Source organism: Phycisphaeraceae bacterium (genome assembly GCA_019636735.1).
Taxonomy (GTDB): Bacteria; Planctomycetota; Phycisphaerae; order Phycisphaerales; family SM1A02; genus VGXK01.
In genome coordinates, this window is sequence record JAHBWY010000007.1 from 124,490 (window position 1) to 142,935 (window position 18,446).

Consider the following 18,446-nt stretch of genomic DNA (forward strand, 5'->3'; position numbering starts at 1 on the left):
CTTACGGCCGAACCCGATCGTCTTGCGTCGTCGACGCCGCAATCGGCGCCGCAGCACGCAGGCGCTTGCGCAGGATCGCCAGCAGCGTGGCCCCTTCGCGCGCTGCAGGCTCGGGGCGCCAATAGACCTCGGCGAGCGAAGCACGCTCTTCCGCGGCACTCGTGTTCGCCTTCTTCTCACCCGCGGCGGGCGAGGGCGAGGTCTCAGCCTGCATGAATGGCAGCACCGGCGCTGGTTCCGGAGCCGCGGGCGCCGGCGCGATCACGCTCACTCGGCCTCGCACACCAGCCATCGCCTCCTTCAGCGCCTCGGGCCGCTCGCTCGACACCACGATGTCCTGCTCCCGGCGGACGATTGAACGCACCCCCGCCGCCAGTGCCAGCAGGCGAAGCTCCGCGAGATCGATGAGAACCTTCGCTCGCTCCGGCAGGGCGCCATACGCGCTCTCGAGATCCCGCGCAACCCGCTCAAGCGCCTCGACGCTCTCCGCGAGCGCCACGCGCCGATAGGCCTCGAGGCGCCGATGATCGCTGGGAATGTAGCCGCGCGGAATCGCGCCGAGCAACCCGATCTCGACCTTGACCTCGGCGGGCCTCGGACGGGGCTTCCGCGCGAGCGTCGCCACCGCATCCTCGAGGAGCTGGCAGTACATCTCATAGCCGACGGCGGCGATGTGGCCGCTCTGTTCGGCCCCGAGCAGGTTGCCCGCTCCGCGGATCTCGAGGTCCCGCATCGCAATCTTGAAACCCGCACCGAGCATCGAGTAGTCCTCGATGGCCTTCACGCGCCGCAGCGCCTCCGGTTTCAGCACCTTCTCAGGGTCGAGCAGCAGGTAGCAGTAGGCGCGATGGCTGCTTCGACCGACTCGGCCGCGAAGCTGGTGGAGATCAGCAAGGCCGTAGATCGAGGCGTCATCGATGAACATCGTGTTCGCGCTGGGGATGTCGATGCCGCTCTCAATGATCGTGGTCGAGATCAGCACATCGGCCTCGCGGCGCATGAAGCGCAGCATGACCTCCTCGAGGTCTGACGGGCTCATCTGTCCATGCCCGACAATCAGGCGCGCTTCGGGTACGAGCGTGCGGATCCCGTCAGCCACGCGCTCGATCGATCGCACCCGGTTGTGCACGAAGAAGACCTGCCCCTCGCGCGCCAGCTCGCGCCGGATCGCCTGCTGAATGCGCCGCCCGTTCCATGGAATGACCTCGGTGACGACTGCACGGCGATCGGGAGGGGGCGTCGTCAGTGAGCTGATGTCGCGCAATCCCAGAAGCGCCATGTGCAGCGTGCGCGGGATCGGTGTGGCGCTCAGGGTGAGCACATCACAGGTCACGCGTAGCTCGAGAAGTCTCTGCTTGTGCTCCACACCGAAGCGCTGCTCTTCATCGACGATGACCAGCCCGAGGTCGTGGAAGCGCACATCGGCCGAGAGCAGGCGATGCGTCCCGACCAGCACATCGACCTGCCCGGCGGCGGTCGCCTCGAGCACTTCGCGCTGCTCCGCCGGGCTCTTGAAGCGGCTCACGCTCTCGACGCGGAAGGGAAAGCCGCGAAAGCGCTCGGCGAAGGTTCGTTCATGCTGCTCGGCGAGCACCGTCGTGGGAACCAGCACCGCCACCTGCTTGCCGAACTCAACCGCCTTGAAGGCGGCACGGATCGCCACCTCAGTCTTGCCGAAGCCGACATCACCGCAGATCAGCCGATCCATCGGACGCGACCTCGCCATGTCGCGTTTCGTCGCCTGAATCGCCGAGAGCTGATCGGGCGTCTCCTCCCAGGGAAAGGCCGCCTCGAACTCACGCTGCCACTCGGTGTCGTCGGGATAGCGCACCCCCTGCGTCGCCTCGCGAACGGCCTGGACCCGGAGCAGCTCCGCGGCGAGATCGACGAGCGCCTCACCCACCCGCTCCTTCTGGCTTCTCCAGCGCCGACCTCCAAGCGTCGAAAGGCGCGGCTTCGCGCCACCGGCGCCGATGTACTTCTGCACGAGGTCGACGCGCGCTGCCGGGACATGCAGGCGACCACCGCCATCGAACTCAAGCGTGAGAAACTCCTCGTCGGTGCCGCCGCGCGCTTCGGGCAGCGTCGAGAGACCGGCGTAGCGCGCGATCCCGTGATCGCGGTGCACCACGAAGTCGCCAGGAGCGAAGTGAAGGAAGGCGTCGCGCGAGCGCCCGCCCGCCAGGCTCGGGGCTGCCGCCGTTCGTCGTCGCGGCGTCCAGCGATGGAGAAGCTCGTGCTGCGGCACGACCGCGATCACCGGATCGGGGTCACCCCAGATGAAGCCGCGATGCAGGTGGCGGCGCTCAAGCGTGACGCGCGCCACACCCGAACCACCATGCGCCGCCAGCAGTTCGCGGGAGCGGGCGAGTTCGCCCTCGGAGTCACAGAGGAGCGCGATGTCCATCTCCCTGGCCATCGCACCGAGTTCGGCGAATGCAGCCGCCACCTGCTCGGGAAAGGCGGGAAGCGGCCTCACGGGCAGCGCGAGGTCGGCGCTCCGCACGCCGACAGAGAAGCCGTTGATGTCAACCACCGCTCGGCAGCGGCGCGCAAGCGATTGGAAGACCGCCGGGGGCGCGAAGACGCCGCGCGAATCGTGAATGCGCTCCCAGTAGCCTCGCCCCTGCTCGGTCACCTCGGCCACTTCGGCAATCACAGCCACGCTGCCCTCGGGGAGCAGGTCCATCAGCGGAATCCGCCCGGCATCGCGCTGCATGGAGTCGGCGCCCGCACTGATCAGGAGCGCCTCATCCAGTTGACGGTCGCTCGCCTGCGTCGCCGGATCGACCTCATGAATGCGCTCGATGGTGTCACCGAAGTAGTCGAGTCGCACGGGCACGCCGCCGCCAGCGGGAAAGACATCGATGATGCCCCCGCGCACCGCGAAGTCACCGGCCTGCTCGATCGCCTCGCCTCGCCGATAGCCACCATCGGAGAGCCACTCGATGAGCGCTCGCGGAGGGGCGACATCGCCTGCACGAAGTCGACGAAGAACCTGCCCGAGATGGTCGCCGTCGGGAATGCCCTGCATGAGGGCCGCCATCGGCGCCACGATCACGCGCGGCGTTGCATCGCGTGGTGCCGAACCGCGCCGCTCCGCAAGCAGGCGATCCGCGAGACGAAGACGCACGGCAACGAGATCAAGGGCGCTCCCCCCCTCACCTGGCAGCGACTCGATGGCGGGAAAGAGCTCCGCGACCACACCGAGATCGGTGATCTCATCGGCCATCTCCGCCGCTTCATCGAGGTGGGCCGCGACCAGCAGCACCGTCGCTCGCCCCTGCCGCGCGAGCCACGCCGCCACCACCGTGGTGCTGCTCCCACCCACCCCTCGCACGGTGAACACTCCACCCTTCGCCGCTCGGTCGCCGATGGCCGCGAGCGCCGGATCCGAACCGAGTCGTTCGAACCATGGAGTCATGAGCCGCTCGTCAGATCTCGCAGCCAGGGCCTGATTCGCTCGCGCAGTCGCGGGCCGATGCCGGAGACGCGCTCGATCTCCTCCACGCTCGCCAAGGGCCCTTCGCGCTCACGCGACTCGATGATCCGTCGCGCAAGGGTCGGTCCGACGCCCGGTAGAAGCGTGAGCTCGGCGGCCGAGGCGAGGTTCACATCGACGAGCCATCGATCGGGGTGTTCATGCGCCTCGACACCGTCTCGACGAGGCAGCGTGCGCTCACTCCAGATGGCGCCACGCCACGCGAGCACGCCGAGGAGGCTGATGGCAAGCAGCAGCACCGCGCGTCCACGACGAGCGAAGCGACTGGAGTCATGGCATCCGCCGATCGACGGCGCCCCTCGATCTGCACTCACGACGGCGCTCCCCGTGTTTCAGTTTCGCCCATGCCAACGGCGCCGATCGACGGACCACCACCGCGTGCGACCACCGAGGCGAGGGGACCGAGCGGTTCCCGAAGCCGCTTTCGCAGGGCCGCGAACTTGCCGAGCGACGCCTTGGCGCGGCCAGCGTCATCGAGCAGTCCGGTGCTTCGAGGCAGTCCCATCCCCCTTCCATCGACGAGTCGATCCCAGACAACCGAGGCGATATACGGCTTCGAAAGAGCGATCGGCACGGCGCGCGTGATCCAGCGTGCCTGCGCCTCGGCACTCCACCCCGAGCGCCAGCGGCCGCCGCTTGGATCCTCCTCATGGGATGGGGCCCCGAGCGCCGAGATGAGCACCGGTATCTCCAGCATGAAGAAGCGATCGAGCATCGAGCTGAGCTGCATGAGATCGCGCGTGGTGCGCCCCGCGTGGTGATCACCAAAGACCACCTGCACACCGACGCAATCGGCCTTGATGCCCGCCGAAATCACCTGCTCGAGGTACTCCCATGGCGTGATCGAACCCGCGTGCGCCGCCACGCGCTCGCCGAATGGCTCGACCACCTCGATGAGCGTCCGCGCTCCCTTGCGGCTCTGGCGAACCAGCACCGCGGCGCGCCGAGTCAGGTCGATGCGCTGCTCGGCCTCAAGTGGCGCGAGCTCGTTCATGTGCAGACCGGAGGCGACATTCCAGATCTCCACCATCTCCCGATAGCGGTAGACGACCTGTTCCATGAAGGTCCATGCGACATCCCTCAGGGCCGCTGGATCCCGAAGCGAAGGCAGCGCCCATTCCGGAACGCTGTCAGGAAGAAAGCGCAGCAGCGGTCCGGCGATGATCGGCTTCCCGCTCTGCCGCGCCCAGACCATCCAGCGATCGACCGCGGCGAAGTCGATCGCATCGCGCTTCGGCTGCATCTGACGCCAGTTGGTCGGTACGACCACCACATCGAAGTCGCGCTTTACGATCTCCCCGGCGGTCGCGGGATCAAGCGACGGCTCGATTCGGATGCCGAAGGTGTTGCGGCTCGCCGGTTTCACTCCAAAACGGCGATGGAGAAGGATCTGGGCGTGGGCCATGGCGAGCCGCTCACTCGCGTCAATGGCCGCGACGAGCGCATCGCGATGGCGCGACTCCGATTGCCACGGGTCACCGATGACGCTCGCCTCGACGAAGATCTCCCGAGCCTGCTCCCAGCGATCGAGGGCATCACCCGCAAGTTCGGGATCGAACATGAGCCACTCTTCACTCTTGGCGATGTACTGCTTGATGCGGTGGCGCGCCAACTCCTGATTCAGGCGATAGGGCTCATCGCGAAGCGACAGCAGGCAGGTCTGGAGCAGGTAGCACCCCATCGGGCCGGCGTCGTACTCAAGCGCGAGTGCGGTGGCGCGACTCTCTCTCGGCGCGCAGACAATCATCCCGTCCGCGAAATCGACCGAGCCGTGCAGCGGCCGGTCGTCGCGACCCAGGAGATGCGCGTTCACCAGGGGCCACGACCGTGCCGGGCCCGTCGCGTCGAACACCTCGAAGCGGAGCATCCGCGGCGAGTGTAACCACCACTCGGGGCCCGTAGACTCGGCGTTCATGCACGCGGCCGTCGACGACGCTCTCTTCCGAACCACGCTGCCGCTTCCCGGACGGCGCGAAGGCAAGGTGCGCGACATCTACGAACTTCCCCGCCGCAGCGGCGAGGCGCCGCGCCTGCTCATCGTCGCGACCGATCGAATCAGCGCCTTCGATGTCATCATGCCGACCCCCATTCCCGGAAAGGGTCGTCTTCTCACGCGCCTCTCTCTCTTCTGGTTCCGTTTTCTCCGGGCGCGCGGCGGGATTCCCGACCATCTTCTGGGCGACGATGTCTCGGAGATTCCCGGAGTCGAATCCGCCATGCGAGCGGCCCTCGCCGGCAGGTCGATGATCTGCCGTGCGGCCCGTGTCGTGCCGATCGAGTGCGTGGTGCGCGGCTATCTCGCGGGCAGCGGCTGGAGCGCCTATCGCCGGGAGGGCCGCATCTGCGGCGTTCCCCTGCCCGCGGGACTTCAACTCGCCGATCGCCTCAACGCACCGATCTTCACCCCGGCCACGAAGGCGACCGACGGGCACGATGAGAACATCTCCTTCGAGCAGGCCGCCGACACCGTGGGCGGCAAGGTGATGGAACAGCTTCGAAAATGGTCCATCGATCTCTATCGCGCCGCTGCGAATCACGCGGCGTCACGAGGCATCATTCTCGCCGACACCAAGTTCGAGTTCGGATTCGAGATCGATGCCGATGGCCAGCCGAGCGACCGGCTCATGCTCATCGACGAGGTGCTCACGCCCGATTCGAGCCGCTACTGGCCCGCCGACCGCTGGACTCCGGGGCGCGAGCCTCCCTCCTTCGACAAGCAGTTCCTTCGCGCATGGCTCCTTGAACTTGAAACGAAGGGCCTTTGGGCGCGCACGCCACCCGGCCCGGACCTTCCCCGCGAGGTGGTGCAAGGAACACTTGAGCGCTATCGCGAGGCTCTCGAGCGACTCACGACCAGCGCGTGACGACGCCGGCGGCGGGCGGCCTGAGTGCCGCCTCGACGACATTGCGGAGGAGCATCGCGACCGTCATCGGGCCGACACCACCCGGCACCGGCGTGATGTGCCCCGCCACGCGGCGCGCGGAGTCGAAGTCGACATCGCCCACAGTTCGCAGCTTGCCGTCAGGTCCGGACACTCGGTTGATGCCGACATCGATGACCACTGCGCCAGGCCGCAGCATCTCCCCCGTCACGAGTCCCGCGACGCCCGCCGCCGCAACGATCACTTCCGCCTCTCGCGTGAATGAAGCGAGGTCGGGCGTCCATCGGTTCGTGCTGATGACGGTCGCCTCCTCTCGCATGAGCAGCACGGCGATCGGCTTCCCGACGATGTTGCTCGCGCCGACAACCACGGCGCGCGCGCCCCGAAGAGTGACACCGCTGCGGGCGATGAGCTCAAGCGCCGCGAGCGCCGTACAGGGAAGAAGGCTCCGTCGGCCATAGACGACATTCCCGATGTTCGCCGGGTTGACCCCCTCGACATCCTTGTGCGGATCGATGAGCGCCTGCATCCGCTCCGTGTCGATGCCCTCGGGAAGGGGCAGGTGGAGCATGATGGCATGCACCGCCGCTTCACTGTTCAGGAGCTCGATGCGCGCCGAGATGCGCGCGTCGGATGCACCGGCAGGAAGGCGATGGAGGACATACTCGATCCCCACATCGGCACAGGTCTTGGCCTGATTCGTGGCGTACAGGAGGGCCGATCGATCGTCGCCGACGAGGATCGCATCGAGCCTGACCCTGCGCCCGGCGGCGGCGACCCGTGCGGCCACCTCGCGTCGCACCTCGTCCGACGCGGCGCGACCGTCAAGAATGGTGGCGCTCGCCGTGGCGCTCATGGCACGGAGGGTAGCATCTGGCCGTGCAGGTGCTGGTACGCTTCAAGGCACGCGGGGTGGCTCCGTTGAGCGCTCCCGCGACTCCCAAGGAGAGTCTCATGAATCAAGCATTGCTTTCGGTCGCCGCGCTCACCTCGCTGGCTGTGTTGTCGACTGCTGTCGCGCAGGCTCCCGCGGAGCGCCCCGCCCCGCCGCCCGTGACACTCTCCGTGGGAGATCCGGCGCCGGCCTTTGCGCCTGAGGTGTGGGTGAAGGGCGAAGCCTTCGACTCCTTTGCCGAAGGGAAGGTCCATGTCGTTGAGTTCTGGGCGACCTGGTGCGGTCCGTGCATCGCCGCGATGCCGCACCTGACCGAGCTCCAGAAGAAGTACCCCGAGGTCGTCATCGTCGGCATTGCAGCGAGTGAGTCGAGGCCGAAGGAGGGCGCTCCCGATGAGCGTCTGCCATACCTTCGGGGTTTCGTGCGCGGCAAGGGCGATGTCATCGGCTATCGCGTCGCGTACGCATCCGATCGAACCCTGTGGAACGATTGGATGGCAGCCGCAGGGCGAACGGGAATTCCCTCGTCGTTCATCGTGGGGCGCGACGGGAACATCGAGTGGATGGGTCATCCGATGGCGATGGACAAGCCGCTCGAACAGGTCGTCTCCGGCTCATGGAATCGCGATGCCGAGGCAGCGAAGTCTCGCAAGGATGCGCTCATCCGCCGCAAGAACGCGGAGATCGCTCCGAAGGTGGCAGCCGCGATGGCGGCATCCAACTGGGACGAGGCTCTCTCGCTCTATGACCAGATGCTGGCCGAGGTGCCCGACCACGCGCCGACGATGGTCAATCGCTTCAAGCTGCTCGCCGGCAAGGCAGGCCGCTCGGCTGAAGCCTCGCAGTACGGTGCCACGCTCCTCGCCACGCTCGCCAACGACCCAATGTCGCTCAACGAGGTGGCGTGGTTCATTGTTGATGATGGATCAGTCGGCACACGCGATCTCGATCTCGCTCACCGGCTGGCTGAGCGCGGCAACGAGGTCAGCGAGGGGAAGAACCCCGCCATCCTCGACACGCTCGCGCGAATCTGGTGGGACAAGGGCGACAAGGCCAAGGCGGTCGAGATTCAGACGATGGCCGTCGGAGCGCTGAGCCCCTCTGACCAGACGATCATGGCAAGGGAGATCCGCGCCACGCTCAAGCGATATCAGGGGCAGTGATCGGCACGAAGTGAGCCGAGTGCTGTGACGGGTTCTTGAGCCGTGGGGCGTGTTCCGGCCGGCGAGGCGTGACTTCCGCCCCGCCGTGGTCGCCCTGCCGCGATCAAGAGTGACGGACCTCGACCTCCTGACCGGCTCGACTCGATCGCTCGATCGCGTCGAGAATCGCCTGCACGGCGCGACCTTGCCCGGCGGTGGCTGCCGGCGCGCTCTCCTCCTCGATCATGCGAGCGAATGATCGGATCTGCGCCTCGAAGGAGCGGTCGAGCGCGCGGGTGCCATCGACCTCAAGCGGGCGATCGACGAGTGTGCGCCCCGACTCACCCGCAAGGACCACCTTGTTGCCCAGCAGTGTGAAACAGCAGCCCGCCTTGTCACCGAAGAGCGCGACTCCCCCGGGAAGCTCGCCATCAGGAATGTTCGCAGCCCAGGTGACATTCACCTCGAGGGTCATGCCGCCTCGACAGCGCACGAGCGCCGTCGCATGGTCTTCGACATCGAAGACACCATCGAACTGAGGGGGCCCTGCCCACATCTCCTCATAGACATAGTCGCGCATGCGCGGGCCAAAGTTCGCATAGAGAACGCCGCTCGCCCGCTCCGCCACCGGGAAGCCGCAGAGCCAGAGGGCCTGGTCGATGACATGCACACCGAGATCGATCAACGGTCCGCCGCCCGAACGAGCGCGGGTGGTAAACCAGCCGCCAAGGCCTGGAATGCCGCGGCGCCGGTACATGCTCACCTTGGCGTGATAGATGCGTCCAAGTTCACCTGAGTCGATGGCTTCGCGGACCGCGCGCGGCGCCGGAGCAAATCGATAGACGAACCCCATCTGAAGCTTGACCTTCGACTTCTCAAGCGCCGCAACGATCTGATCGCACTCCGAGAGAGTGGTCGCCATGGGCTTCTCAAGCAGCACATGACGCCCTGCCTCGATGGCACGGATCGCGATCTCGCAGTGTGAGTCATTCGGCGTCGCGATGACCACGCCATGAATGCGATCATCTTGAAGAAGGTCGTCGAGGCCCTTCGTGGCCCGGGCGCCCGGGACCTGCCCGGCCAGCCGCTTCGCCCGATCGAGCTGGAGATCCCAGACACCGCCCACCGACACGCCAGCCCGCTTGGCGGCCAGTGCATGCACGGTTCCGATCGATCCTGCGCCAACGATGCCGAGTGAAATGGCCATGCGTCGTTCCTGGGACCGGGGAGCGTAGCGAGAGGTACGCTTCCGCCGTGATCGCTCCTCATGGCCACGCGAAGGCGCCGCCTCGCCGAGTCATCGTCATTGGCGCAGGCATCGTGGGTCTCTCCTGCGCATGGTGGCTGCGGCGCGAAGGGGTGGAGGTCACCGTGCTCGACCGGGATGACCCGGATGAAAGCGCGAGCGCCGGGAATGCGGGCCTTCTCTCGATCGGCCACTATCCGATCAACCGACCGGGTGTGGCGTGGAAGGGTCTTCGCTGGATGGCCAGTCGCCGCAGCCCGCTCTACATTCGGCCCACCGTCGATCGGTCGGTGCTCTCATGGCTCTGGTCCTTCCATCGCCACTGTAACGCGGCGTGGTGCGACCGATGCCTCGCGGCGCTCTGTGCGCTCGGCTTCCCGGCGCTTGAAGCGTTCGAGGCGATCATGGCCGATGCGGCCATCGAGTGCGACTACGCCCGTGATGGGTGGCTTGATGTGGCTCTCACGCCCGCAGGCCTGCGACAGGCCGAGTCCGACGCGCGCGTCGTCGAGCGCTTCGGCTACACCTGCGAGGTGCTCGAAGGCGCTGCCCTTCGCGCGAAGCATCCGATCTTCCGAGATGAGGTGGCCGGCGCGGTGCTCAATTGCGACAGTGCGCGGATTCACCCGGGGCGCTTCATCGAAGGGCTCATGGCGGCCCTGCGCAGGGGAGGGTGCACTGTGCGAATTGACGCCGCCGTCGAATCGCTGCTTGCCACGCAATCCTTGGAGAGAGGCAACGACCTCACTTCGGTTCACGGTGTTCGACTCGTCGGCGGAGAGGTGATCGAGGCCGATGCAGTCATCGTCGCCGCAGGCGCATGGAGTGCAGCGCTCGTCGAGCCGATCGGCGTGCGCCTCCCGCTCATGGCCGCCCGCGGCTATCACCTTCACTTCGATCGCGTGCCCCAGGCGCCGGGCACGGGCTGCGTGCTCGGTGAGACGAAGGTGGCCGTGACACCAATGGGTGCATCGCTGCGACTCGCAGGCACGCTGGAGATCGGGCCAACCGGAAGGCCATGGATGCGCGAGCGGATTGATGCGATCGTCGATGGCGCGGCTCGCTACATGCATGGCGTGCGGACTTGGAGTGAAGCCAGGGAATGGGCGGGCTATCGCCCCTGTCTGCCTGACGGCATGCCTGCGGTCGGCGCGGTGCCATGGGCGCGCGGCGTCATCATCGCCACTGGCCACGCCATGATGGGCATGACCCTTGGGCCGGTGAGCGGGCGCCTGGCAGCGGATCTGCTGCTCGGTCGCTCGCCGTCGATCGATGTCTCGATGCTCGCTGCCGATCGCTTCGGTCGTCTCACGCCGCGCGCGGGCGCCCGCCGCGACGCATCCGCCAGCGCCCGCTGACACAGGTTCCCGAGACGGCTTCCACGCCCGCTCCGAAGATGAGCGCCGCGGCCAGTGAGCCGGGGTCACTGGCCCGATCGGCGATCGACGGATGCTCGAGGTCGACCAGGCAGAAGTCGGCCCACGCGCCGGGCTCGATCGAGCCCGCCTGAATCCCGAGTGACTTCGCGCCGTGACGGGTGCCAACCTGCATGAGGGCCGGCCCCGACTCACCGTGCTCATCGACCACCACGCCGCGCTGCCGTCGCGCGACGCGCTGCACATACTCGAGCCAGCGAAGCTCCTCAAAGGGGCAGAGCCGACTGTTGAGATCGGTGCCGATGGCGACGGTCGCCCCCGCGCGGCGCATCAGCGGCACATCCGCGATGCCGTCGCCAAGATTGCCCTCGGTGCTCGGACAGAGGCAGACCGTGGCGCCGGACGCCGCGAAGCGCTGCATATCCTCTGCCGCCGTGTGCGTGCAGTGGACGGCGGTGAAGGTGTGATCCGGCTCGAGTTCATCGACCACCAACCGCATCGGCCGACGACCATGCGCCGCCTCGCAGACCTCGATCTCGCGGATGACCTCTTCGACATGCATGTGGAAGACCTGCCCCCGCGCCCGAGCGCCCTTGCGCAGCGCCACGATGGTGGACCACGGCACTGCACGAACGCTGTGGGCCACCACACCGAGCGACGCGTCGCGATGCGCACCGAGTGCCGTCGCAAGCCGATCATGCTCGCGCCAGTATTCGTCGATACCGCGCGTTTCGAAGCGCCGCTGTCCGCCCTTGAGCGACTCACCGATCGAGCCCGCCTCATACGCCGTGTGCAGCAGCACGAGTCGAATGCCCGCATCGATCGCTGCATGGATCACCGCATCGTCGAGGGCAAATCGCGCCTCGGGCCCCAGGTGACGCACATAGTGGAACTCGCCCACCGAGGTGTAGCCGCCGTCGAGCATCTCCTCGAAGGCGTCGCGACTCAGGTCATAGGCACTTTCCGGCGTCAGTCGTTCGACGAGCGCGTACATCGCCTCTCGCCACGAGAAGAAGTCGCCTGCTCCTGCCGGAAAGCTCTCGCCGCACCCTCGGAGCCCCCGCTGGAAGGCATGCGAGTGCGCGTTCACGAAGCCGGGCAGGAGCGCGCGTCCGCGCCACTCACGATGAGGTACGGCACCCGCGCGGGCGAGCCCCGCGTGAAAGTCGGATCGAGCGATGCTCTCGCGGTCGCTCGCGCCCTGACGCCACACCTGCGCGATGCTCCCGTCGGCGCCGATCGCGATGCGCACGCCGCGCTCGAACCTGCCATCGACCCACGCGAGGTCGGCTTCGATGATTTCCGCCCAAGTCACGCCCACGAATGTACGCGAAGCGGTGGCGGCGTAGTCTCCGGTCCATGCCCAGACGATCAAGCCGATTGGTTCAACCCGAGGATCTCCTCCGCCTCGTGACGGTGGCCGACCCCCGCTTCTCCGCCGACGGCCACTCAGTCGTCTTTGTTCGAAAGGGTTACGACGCCAAGGGAGCGCGAACCAGCGAGCTCTGGCTCGCGTCAACGAGAGGCGCTCAGCGGCAGCGACCTCTGACGACAGGGCCTCGCGACTCGACACCGCGCCCATCACCCGTGGATGACTCCCTTCTCTTCGTGCGATCGGCGACGAAGGAGGCTCCTCAGCTCGCCCTCCTGAAACTCCCGCCGGTGCGCGGGAAGGCTCGCCCGCAGGTTCGCACGCTGACGAGGCTGCCCGAGGGTTCTCTCGCGAGCGTCGAGTGGAGTCCCGACGGCCGCCATGTCGCCTTCAAGTGGCGCCAGACGATGACAGAGTTCACTGCGGCGGCGGCCAAGCGGCGCAAGGCGCTCGGTCATTCGACGCCGGCGCTCGTCGTCGATGATCCCTGGTATCGCCTCGATGGTGACGGTGTCTTCGGAACGGCCCGTTTCCGCCTCTTCGTGCTTGACCTCGGTCGCAACGGTGCCGCGCCTCGAGAAGTCTTCCGTTGCGATCACCTCGACGACTTCTCGTTCGACTGGTCACCGGACAGTTCGACCATCGCCGTCGCGTGCAATCGTGACCCCCGGGCGCTCTTTCATCCGGAGCGCGCCGAGATCCTGCTGGTTGATCCTGCAGGGAAGCGATCGCCGCGCTCCATCGAGGGTTTGCCTGAAGGCCCCAAGGACTCACCGCGCTGGTCACCCGATGGCACTCACCTCGCGTGGGCGGGCCGACGCGGTCGTAGCTCCATGTATGACACGGCCAATGTCGAACTCTGGACGGCGGCGATCGATGGCAGCGCTTCGCGCCCGAGGGCCGTTCGCCCGACTTCACTCACCGGCGCCAGCGACTTCTGCCTGATGTCGGGAACGCTCAGCGACACCGCCGATGCGAGCTTCGCGCCATGGTTTGCTTGGAGCCCGGATGGGCAATCACTGCTGATGCGCATCGGCTGGCACGGTGCCGGGCGCATTGCGAGCGTGAGTGCCAGTGGCGGCGAGGTCGTCCTGCACACGGACGGTGGTGCCGAGCTTGCACCGGGCGCGTTTGCCGCGCGCGAGGGGCTGATTGTCGCCGTGCGCAGTGCACCGATGGAGCCACCCGAGATCGCCGTGGCCGAGGTGCATGGCCATCTCTTCGAGGTCGAGGTGCGCACCTCATTCAACTCCTCGTTCCGCCAGTCAAGAGCTCTCGTGACGCCACGCGAGGTCTGGGTGACGGCCGATGGACGCATACGGAGCGGTGCGCCGCGCTCGAAGGGGCGTCGCTCCGGCCACGCGGTGCACGCGTGGGTGATGCGTCCACCGCCGGGCGCACCGCGCCGAGGCGGTGCGGCCATTCTCCAAGTGCACGGAGGTCCACACGCCCAGTACGGCGTCAGCTTCTTCCACGAGTTTCAGGTTCTTGCCGCCGCGGGCTACACGGTGGTCTTCTCGAATCCGCGCGGCAGCAAGGGGTATGGCGCCCGCTTCTGTGGAGCGATCCGCGGCCGCTGGGGGACCGCCGACTGGAAGGATGTGCAGTCGGTCACGCGATTCATGGCCCGCCTGCCCGGCGTGAACCGAGCGCGACTCGCCATCATGGGTGGCAGTTATGGCGGCTACATGGCCAACTGGGCGATCGCTCATTCAAAGGAGTATCGCGCCGCCATCACCGACCGTTGCGTGAGCGACCTCTCGAGCATGTGCGGAACGAGTGACTACCCCGAGGTGCCCGATCTCTACTGGCCGGGCGTGGCATGGGATCGACCGCAGGCGCTTCGACGCTCAAGCCCGATCACCTGTTTCAAGGGTGTCCGCACACCGACACTGATCATTCACTCGGAAGGCGATCTGCGCTGCAACATCGAACAGGGCGAACAGGTCCACGCCGCGCTCGTCACCCAGGGCGTCCCCACACGCTTTGTCCGCTATCCGCGTGAAACGAGCCACGGCATGAGCCGCTCCGGCCCTTCGGATCTGCGGATTCACCGACTCCGGCAGATTCTCCAGTGGTGGGATGAACATCTCGTCAAGTCTTCGACTCGATGACGGCCCCGTCGCCCGGGCATCGAATCTAGGATGGATCACATGGCGAAAGACCCGAGGTCCAAAGGCCGCAACTCCCGCACTGCGTCGACGCGACCTGCGTCGGGTCGGAACGGGAAGGCCCGCACCACTGCGGACCAGACCGCGGCCCGCGCAGAGAGCAACGACATGATCTGCTTCCCCGAGCCCGACTTCGCGAACACCACCACGCACGATGCCATGTCGCATGTGCGAGCACTGCTCGAGTACATCGGCGAGGATCCCGACCGCGAGGGGCTGCTCGACACTCCGAAGCGCGTCATCCGCGCCATGCACGAACACTTCCGCGGATACGGCATGGACCCCGCCGAGCCGCTGCGCAAGACCTTCAGCGAGGTCGAGGGCTACGACGAGCTCGTCCTGCTGACGAACATCGAAGTGCACAGCCATTGCGAACACCACATGGTGCCCTTCGTCGGCCGTGCCCATGTCGGCTACATCCCCAACGGCCGCGTGGTGGGCCTCTCGAAGCTCGCGCGTGTGGTCGAGATCTTCTCCAAGCGACTGCAAGTCCAGGAGAAGCTGACCGCGCAGATCGCGGGGACCATCAAGGAAGTGCTCAAGCCGCACGGCGTGGGCGTCATTCTCCAGTGCCGACACTTCTGCATGTGCTATCGAGGCGTGCAGCAGCCCGGCGCAGTGACGACCACCAGCAAGCTGCACGGCACCTTCCTGTCGAGCCCTGCCGCCCGCATGGAGTTCCTCACCCTCTGCGGCTTCAACAAGCCGCCGGAGTGAGCCCGGCATCGCCTTCGGCGTGGCCGATCGGTCTGGAGTCGCGGCGACCCGGCTCGTGATTGACGCGATCCGACCCCGGTGTTGCTTCGCTGAATGTTGTCAACGGACCGTCGTGACCGTGATGCCGGAGCCGGAACTCACAGCTCACACGGCTCTCATGACTCACGCAGCGCCATAGACCGGCACGATCGCGCCGCTGGTGACGCGATTGCGCGGCGAGGCGAGGGCCCGAATCACCGAGGCGACATCGTCAACGCTCGGCCACTTCGAGTGGTCGGCATCGGGCATGGCGCTTCGATTGCTCGGCGTGTCCATCATCGACGGTGCCACGGCATTGACGAGAATGCCCTCACTGAGAAGCTCGACTGCAAGCGATTGGGTCAGGCTGACCACGGCCGCCTTGCTCGCCGAATAGGCGGTCATGCCGCCCACCGGCTGAAGCGCCGGCCGAGCGGCGACATTCACAATCCAGCCACGCGGCATTCCGCCGCGTCCCGCATCGACCTCACGGCGTGCCGCAGGTGCCGCATCGCTCGGCTCCGCGCCGCGATGCCGGCCGTCACCTCCGCCGTGAGAGCCGCTCGCCAACGGCGCGCTGCGGCGCATCGCGCGCACCGCCTCGCGACAGCAGAGATAGCAACTCACGGTGTTCATGCGCCACATCGCCTCGAAGTCGGCGAGCGAAGTCTCCGAAATCGGAGTCATGCCGAAGCCACCAGCGCAGTGAATCGATCCATCGAGTCGCTCGAGCGCTTCAAACGCTCGGCGAACCGAAGCCTCGTCACTGAGATCGACCTCGAACGAGCGCACCGACGGCGGCAGGGCGTTCGCCTGCGGCTTGACTCGGTCGAGCACCGTGACGGTGGCGCCGCTCTGAACCAGAGACCGCGCCACGGCCGCACCGAGGGCGCCAGCACCGCCGGTGACCACGAGATGTCGACCACCCATGTTGCTCTCAGCCATGCACGCGAGTGTACGGAGTCGCTTTCCGTGCATTCGCCACGCCAGAGCGAGGAGGGTGCCATGCGTCATCGACCACGCATGTCCTGAAGGCCGCAGGGTCGGGCGTTCGAAACAGCTCGGCGCGGCGTGCTCAACTCAGCATGCACATCCGAATGCGACCCCTGCCGCGCCGAGTTCGCCTCTTCGATCATGTCTCCGTTCGCGGATACCATGCCCGCCCCATGTCCGCACCGGAATTCAGCCCTAGCGTCCCCCCATCATCCAGGACTCCGTCAATGGATGAGATCGTCTCCCTCTGCCGCCGCCGAGGATTCATCTTCGGCTCGAGCGAAATCTACGGCGGCATCAACGGATTCTGGGATTACGGTCCGCTCGGCACGGAGCTCAAGCGCAACCTGAAGAACGCATGGTGGGAGGACATGGTCCGCCGCGAACTTCGCGGGCCCGATGGCAAGCCCGTCGACATCGTGGGCGTCGACTGCACCATCATCATGAACCCGAAGGTCTGGATCGCCTCCGGGCATGTCGGCGGCTTCAACGACCCGATGGTCGATTGCCGTGAAACCAAGCTGCGATATCGCGCCGATCACCTGCTCGCTCTCGGCGCCGTCGAGCCCAGCGCCCGCATCCATGTCTTTGTCGAGGGCGATGCCGACTCGCTCGCCCGCGCAGAGAAGGCGCTCACCAAGTACGAGAAGCGCGATTCACTCGACTCGGTGCGTCATCAGGTCCGGCCCTTCACGCATCTCTCGGCCGAGGAGCGCTCGCGCGCCGTGGGCCCGGACGCGAAGGAGCCCGGCACCCTCACCGAGCCGCGGCAGTTCAATCTGATGTTCGAGACCTTCGTCGGCGCCATCCGCGACGACGACGCCCGCGCCTACCTGCGACCCGAAACGGCGCAGGGCATCTTCGCCAACTTTCAGAATGTCGTCGACTCGACGCGCGTGCGCGTGCCCTTCGGCATCGCTCAGATCGGCAAGGCCTTCCGCAACGAGGTCACGCCCCGCAACTTCACCTTCAGAAGCCGCGAGTTCGAGCAGGCGGAGATCGAGTTCTTCATTCACCCGTCGACTGCGAACGAGTGGTACGCCTTCTGGCGCGATCAGCGCTATCGCTGGTGGCAGTCGATCGGTCTTGCCGGTGACAACCTGACGCTTCGCGAGCACGGTCGCGACGAGCTCGCGCACTACGCCAAGGAGGGCGCCGGGTGCTGCGATGTGGAGTATCGCTTCCCATTCACTGCGCCGGGCTTCGGCGAACTCGAGGGTGTCGCACACCGCAGCGACTACGACCTGCGCCAGCACGCCGAGCACAGCGGCAAGCGCGACAAGATGAAGTACTTCGACCAGGAGCGCGCCGAGCGCTACTTCCCCCATGTCATCGAGCCATCCGGGGGCATGGATCGCGGCACGCTCGCGCTCCTGTGCGAGGCGTACACGCCCGACCCATCACGCCCGAGCGGCGTCTTCATGAAGTTCCATCCGCGCATGGCCCCGGTCAAGGCGGGCATCTTCCCGCTCGTGAACAAGGACGGCATGCCGGAGATGGCCGAGGCTCTCTCACGCCAGTTGCGCCGGCGCTGGCCGGTTGAGTTCGATCCCAAGCAGTCGATCGGCAAGCGCTACGCGCGCATGGACGAGGCGGGCACCCCCTACTGCTTCACCATTGACGGCGACTCGCTCAAGGACCAGACCGTGACCGTGCGGCATCGTGACTCGCAGGCGCAGGAGCGCATCGGCGTCGACCATGTGGAGAACTGGCTCAGCGACCGACTGTCGTAACCGCGTTGCTGGGCTTCCTTGAGTGGCCCGGCCTGGCCCGCAACACCGCCGGAACGGCATCCGCATCCTCGGGCGGTGCGTTCGAGTTCTCGCGAGCACTGCGATCGACACTCATTGGATGAATGCCGACCACGGACTCTGCGGCTGTCGCGGGCGATCATCGCCATCCTGATCGCGATCCACGGGCTTGCGATGCCGCTCCGAGCGGCTCAGCCGTTGGAGCGCAGCGCGTGGAGTTCGATCGAACATGTGCTTCCCCACACAGTCACCGTGCCGGAGCCCGGATGGCTCTGCAAGTTCAAGGGAACACCCGCACCGGCGCCAATGATGAGTGATCTCGTCTTCTCCGCGTACGATGATGCGTCGCCGTTCCGCGAGCGTGTCGTGCGCTGGTGAAGA

At 66.7% G+C, this 18,446-nt stretch carries 14 protein-coding genes; 7 read left to right on the plus strand and 7 right to left on the minus strand.

Going from position 1 to position 18,446, the window contains the following annotated elements:
* Position 1: 1 nt before the first annotated feature.
* From mfd to KF724_11000, 3 genes are read right to left on the minus strand one after another with little or no spacing between them, the layout of a single operon-like run.
* Complete coding sequence (gene mfd, locus KF724_10990) at positions 2-3,424, minus strand: transcription-repair coupling factor (protein ID MBX3356206.1); 3,423 nt, start codon at positions 3,422-3,424, stop codon at positions 2-4.
* The gene (locus KF724_10995) at positions 3,421-3,816 is read right to left on the minus strand and encodes a helix-hairpin-helix domain-containing protein (GenBank protein MBX3356207.1); all 396 of its coding nucleotides are present in this window, start codon (positions 3,814-3,816) and stop codon (positions 3,421-3,423) included. Before KF724_10995 ends, mfd begins: the two co-directional genes overlap by 4 nt.
* Positions 3,813-5,369, minus strand: coding sequence for a hypothetical protein (locus tag KF724_11000; GenBank protein ID MBX3356208.1), 1,557 nt, complete (start codon positions 5,367-5,369; stop codon positions 3,813-3,815). The genes KF724_10995 and KF724_11000 overlap by 4 nt, the downstream gene beginning before the upstream one ends.
* Before the next feature lie 46 nt (positions 5,370-5,415).
* On the opposite strand from KF724_11000, the gene KF724_11005 reads away from it, so the two are divergent.
* Positions 5,416-6,366 carry a phosphoribosylaminoimidazolesuccinocarboxamide synthase gene (locus KF724_11005; GenBank protein MBX3356209.1) on the plus strand — a complete coding sequence of 317 codons (951 nt, stop codon included), beginning with the start codon at positions 5,416-5,418 and terminating at the stop codon, positions 6,364-6,366.
* Here KF724_11005 and KF724_11010 read toward each other — a convergent pair.
* Positions 6,350-7,240: a bifunctional 5,10-methylenetetrahydrofolate dehydrogenase/5,10-methenyltetrahydrofolate cyclohydrolase gene (locus KF724_11010; protein MBX3356210.1), complete on the minus strand. Its 891-nt coding sequence runs from the start codon at positions 7,238-7,240 to the stop codon at positions 6,350-6,352. The two genes, KF724_11005 and KF724_11010, sit on opposite strands and share 17 nt — an antisense overlap.
* 98 nt (positions 7,241-7,338) lie before the next feature.
* Between KF724_11010 and KF724_11015 the strand changes: the two genes are divergently transcribed.
* Entirely contained in the window at positions 7,339-8,442 is a 1,104-nt protein-coding gene (locus KF724_11015) for a redoxin family protein (GenBank protein MBX3356211.1), read from the plus strand.
* A gap of 103 nt (positions 8,443-8,545) precedes the next feature.
* Here KF724_11015 and KF724_11020 read toward each other — a convergent pair whose 3' ends face one another.
* Complete coding sequence (locus KF724_11020) at positions 8,546-9,628, minus strand: Gfo/Idh/MocA family oxidoreductase (protein MBX3356212.1); 1,083 nt, start codon at positions 9,626-9,628, stop codon at positions 8,546-8,548.
* Positions 9,629-9,675: 47 nt separating this feature from the next.
* Between KF724_11020 and KF724_11025 the strand changes: the two genes are divergently transcribed.
* Entirely contained in the window at positions 9,676-11,025 is a 1,350-nt protein-coding gene (locus tag KF724_11025; GenBank protein ID MBX3356213.1) for an FAD-dependent oxidoreductase, read from the plus strand.
* Here the strand turns inward: KF724_11025 and KF724_11030 are convergent.
* Complete coding sequence (locus tag KF724_11030; GenBank protein MBX3356214.1) at positions 10,976-12,358, minus strand: formimidoylglutamate deiminase; 1,383 nt, start codon at positions 12,356-12,358, stop codon at positions 10,976-10,978. The genes KF724_11025 and KF724_11030 overlap by 50 nt on opposite strands.
* Positions 12,359-12,402: 44 nt before the next feature.
* Between KF724_11030 and KF724_11035 the strand changes: the two genes are divergently transcribed.
* Positions 12,403-14,529, plus strand: coding sequence for a S9 family peptidase (locus tag KF724_11035; GenBank protein ID MBX3356215.1), 2,127 nt, complete (start codon positions 12,403-12,405; stop codon positions 14,527-14,529).
* Between the two features lie 39 nt (positions 14,530-14,568).
* Complete coding sequence (folE, locus tag KF724_11040; GenBank protein MBX3356216.1) at positions 14,569-15,303, plus strand: GTP cyclohydrolase I FolE; 735 nt, start codon at positions 14,569-14,571, stop codon at positions 15,301-15,303.
* Between the two features lie 162 nt (positions 15,304-15,465).
* Here folE and KF724_11045 read toward each other — a convergent pair whose 3' ends face one another.
* A complete protein-coding gene (locus KF724_11045) occupies positions 15,466-16,266 on the minus strand; it encodes an SDR family NAD(P)-dependent oxidoreductase (protein ID MBX3356217.1) in 801 nt (266 codons plus the stop codon).
* A gap of 221 nt (positions 16,267-16,487) precedes the next feature.
* Here KF724_11045 and KF724_11050 point away from each other — a divergent pair, with 221 nt between their 5' ends.
* Complete coding sequence (locus KF724_11050) at positions 16,488-18,047, plus strand: glycine--tRNA ligase (protein MBX3356218.1); 1,560 nt, start codon at positions 16,488-16,490, stop codon at positions 18,045-18,047.
* Positions 18,048-18,239: 192 nt separating this feature from the next.
* Positions 18,240-18,443 carry a hypothetical protein gene (locus tag KF724_11055; GenBank protein MBX3356219.1) on the plus strand — a complete coding sequence of 68 codons (204 nt, stop codon included), beginning with the start codon at positions 18,240-18,242 and terminating at the stop codon, positions 18,441-18,443.
* Positions 18,444-18,446 lie beyond the last annotated feature (3 nt).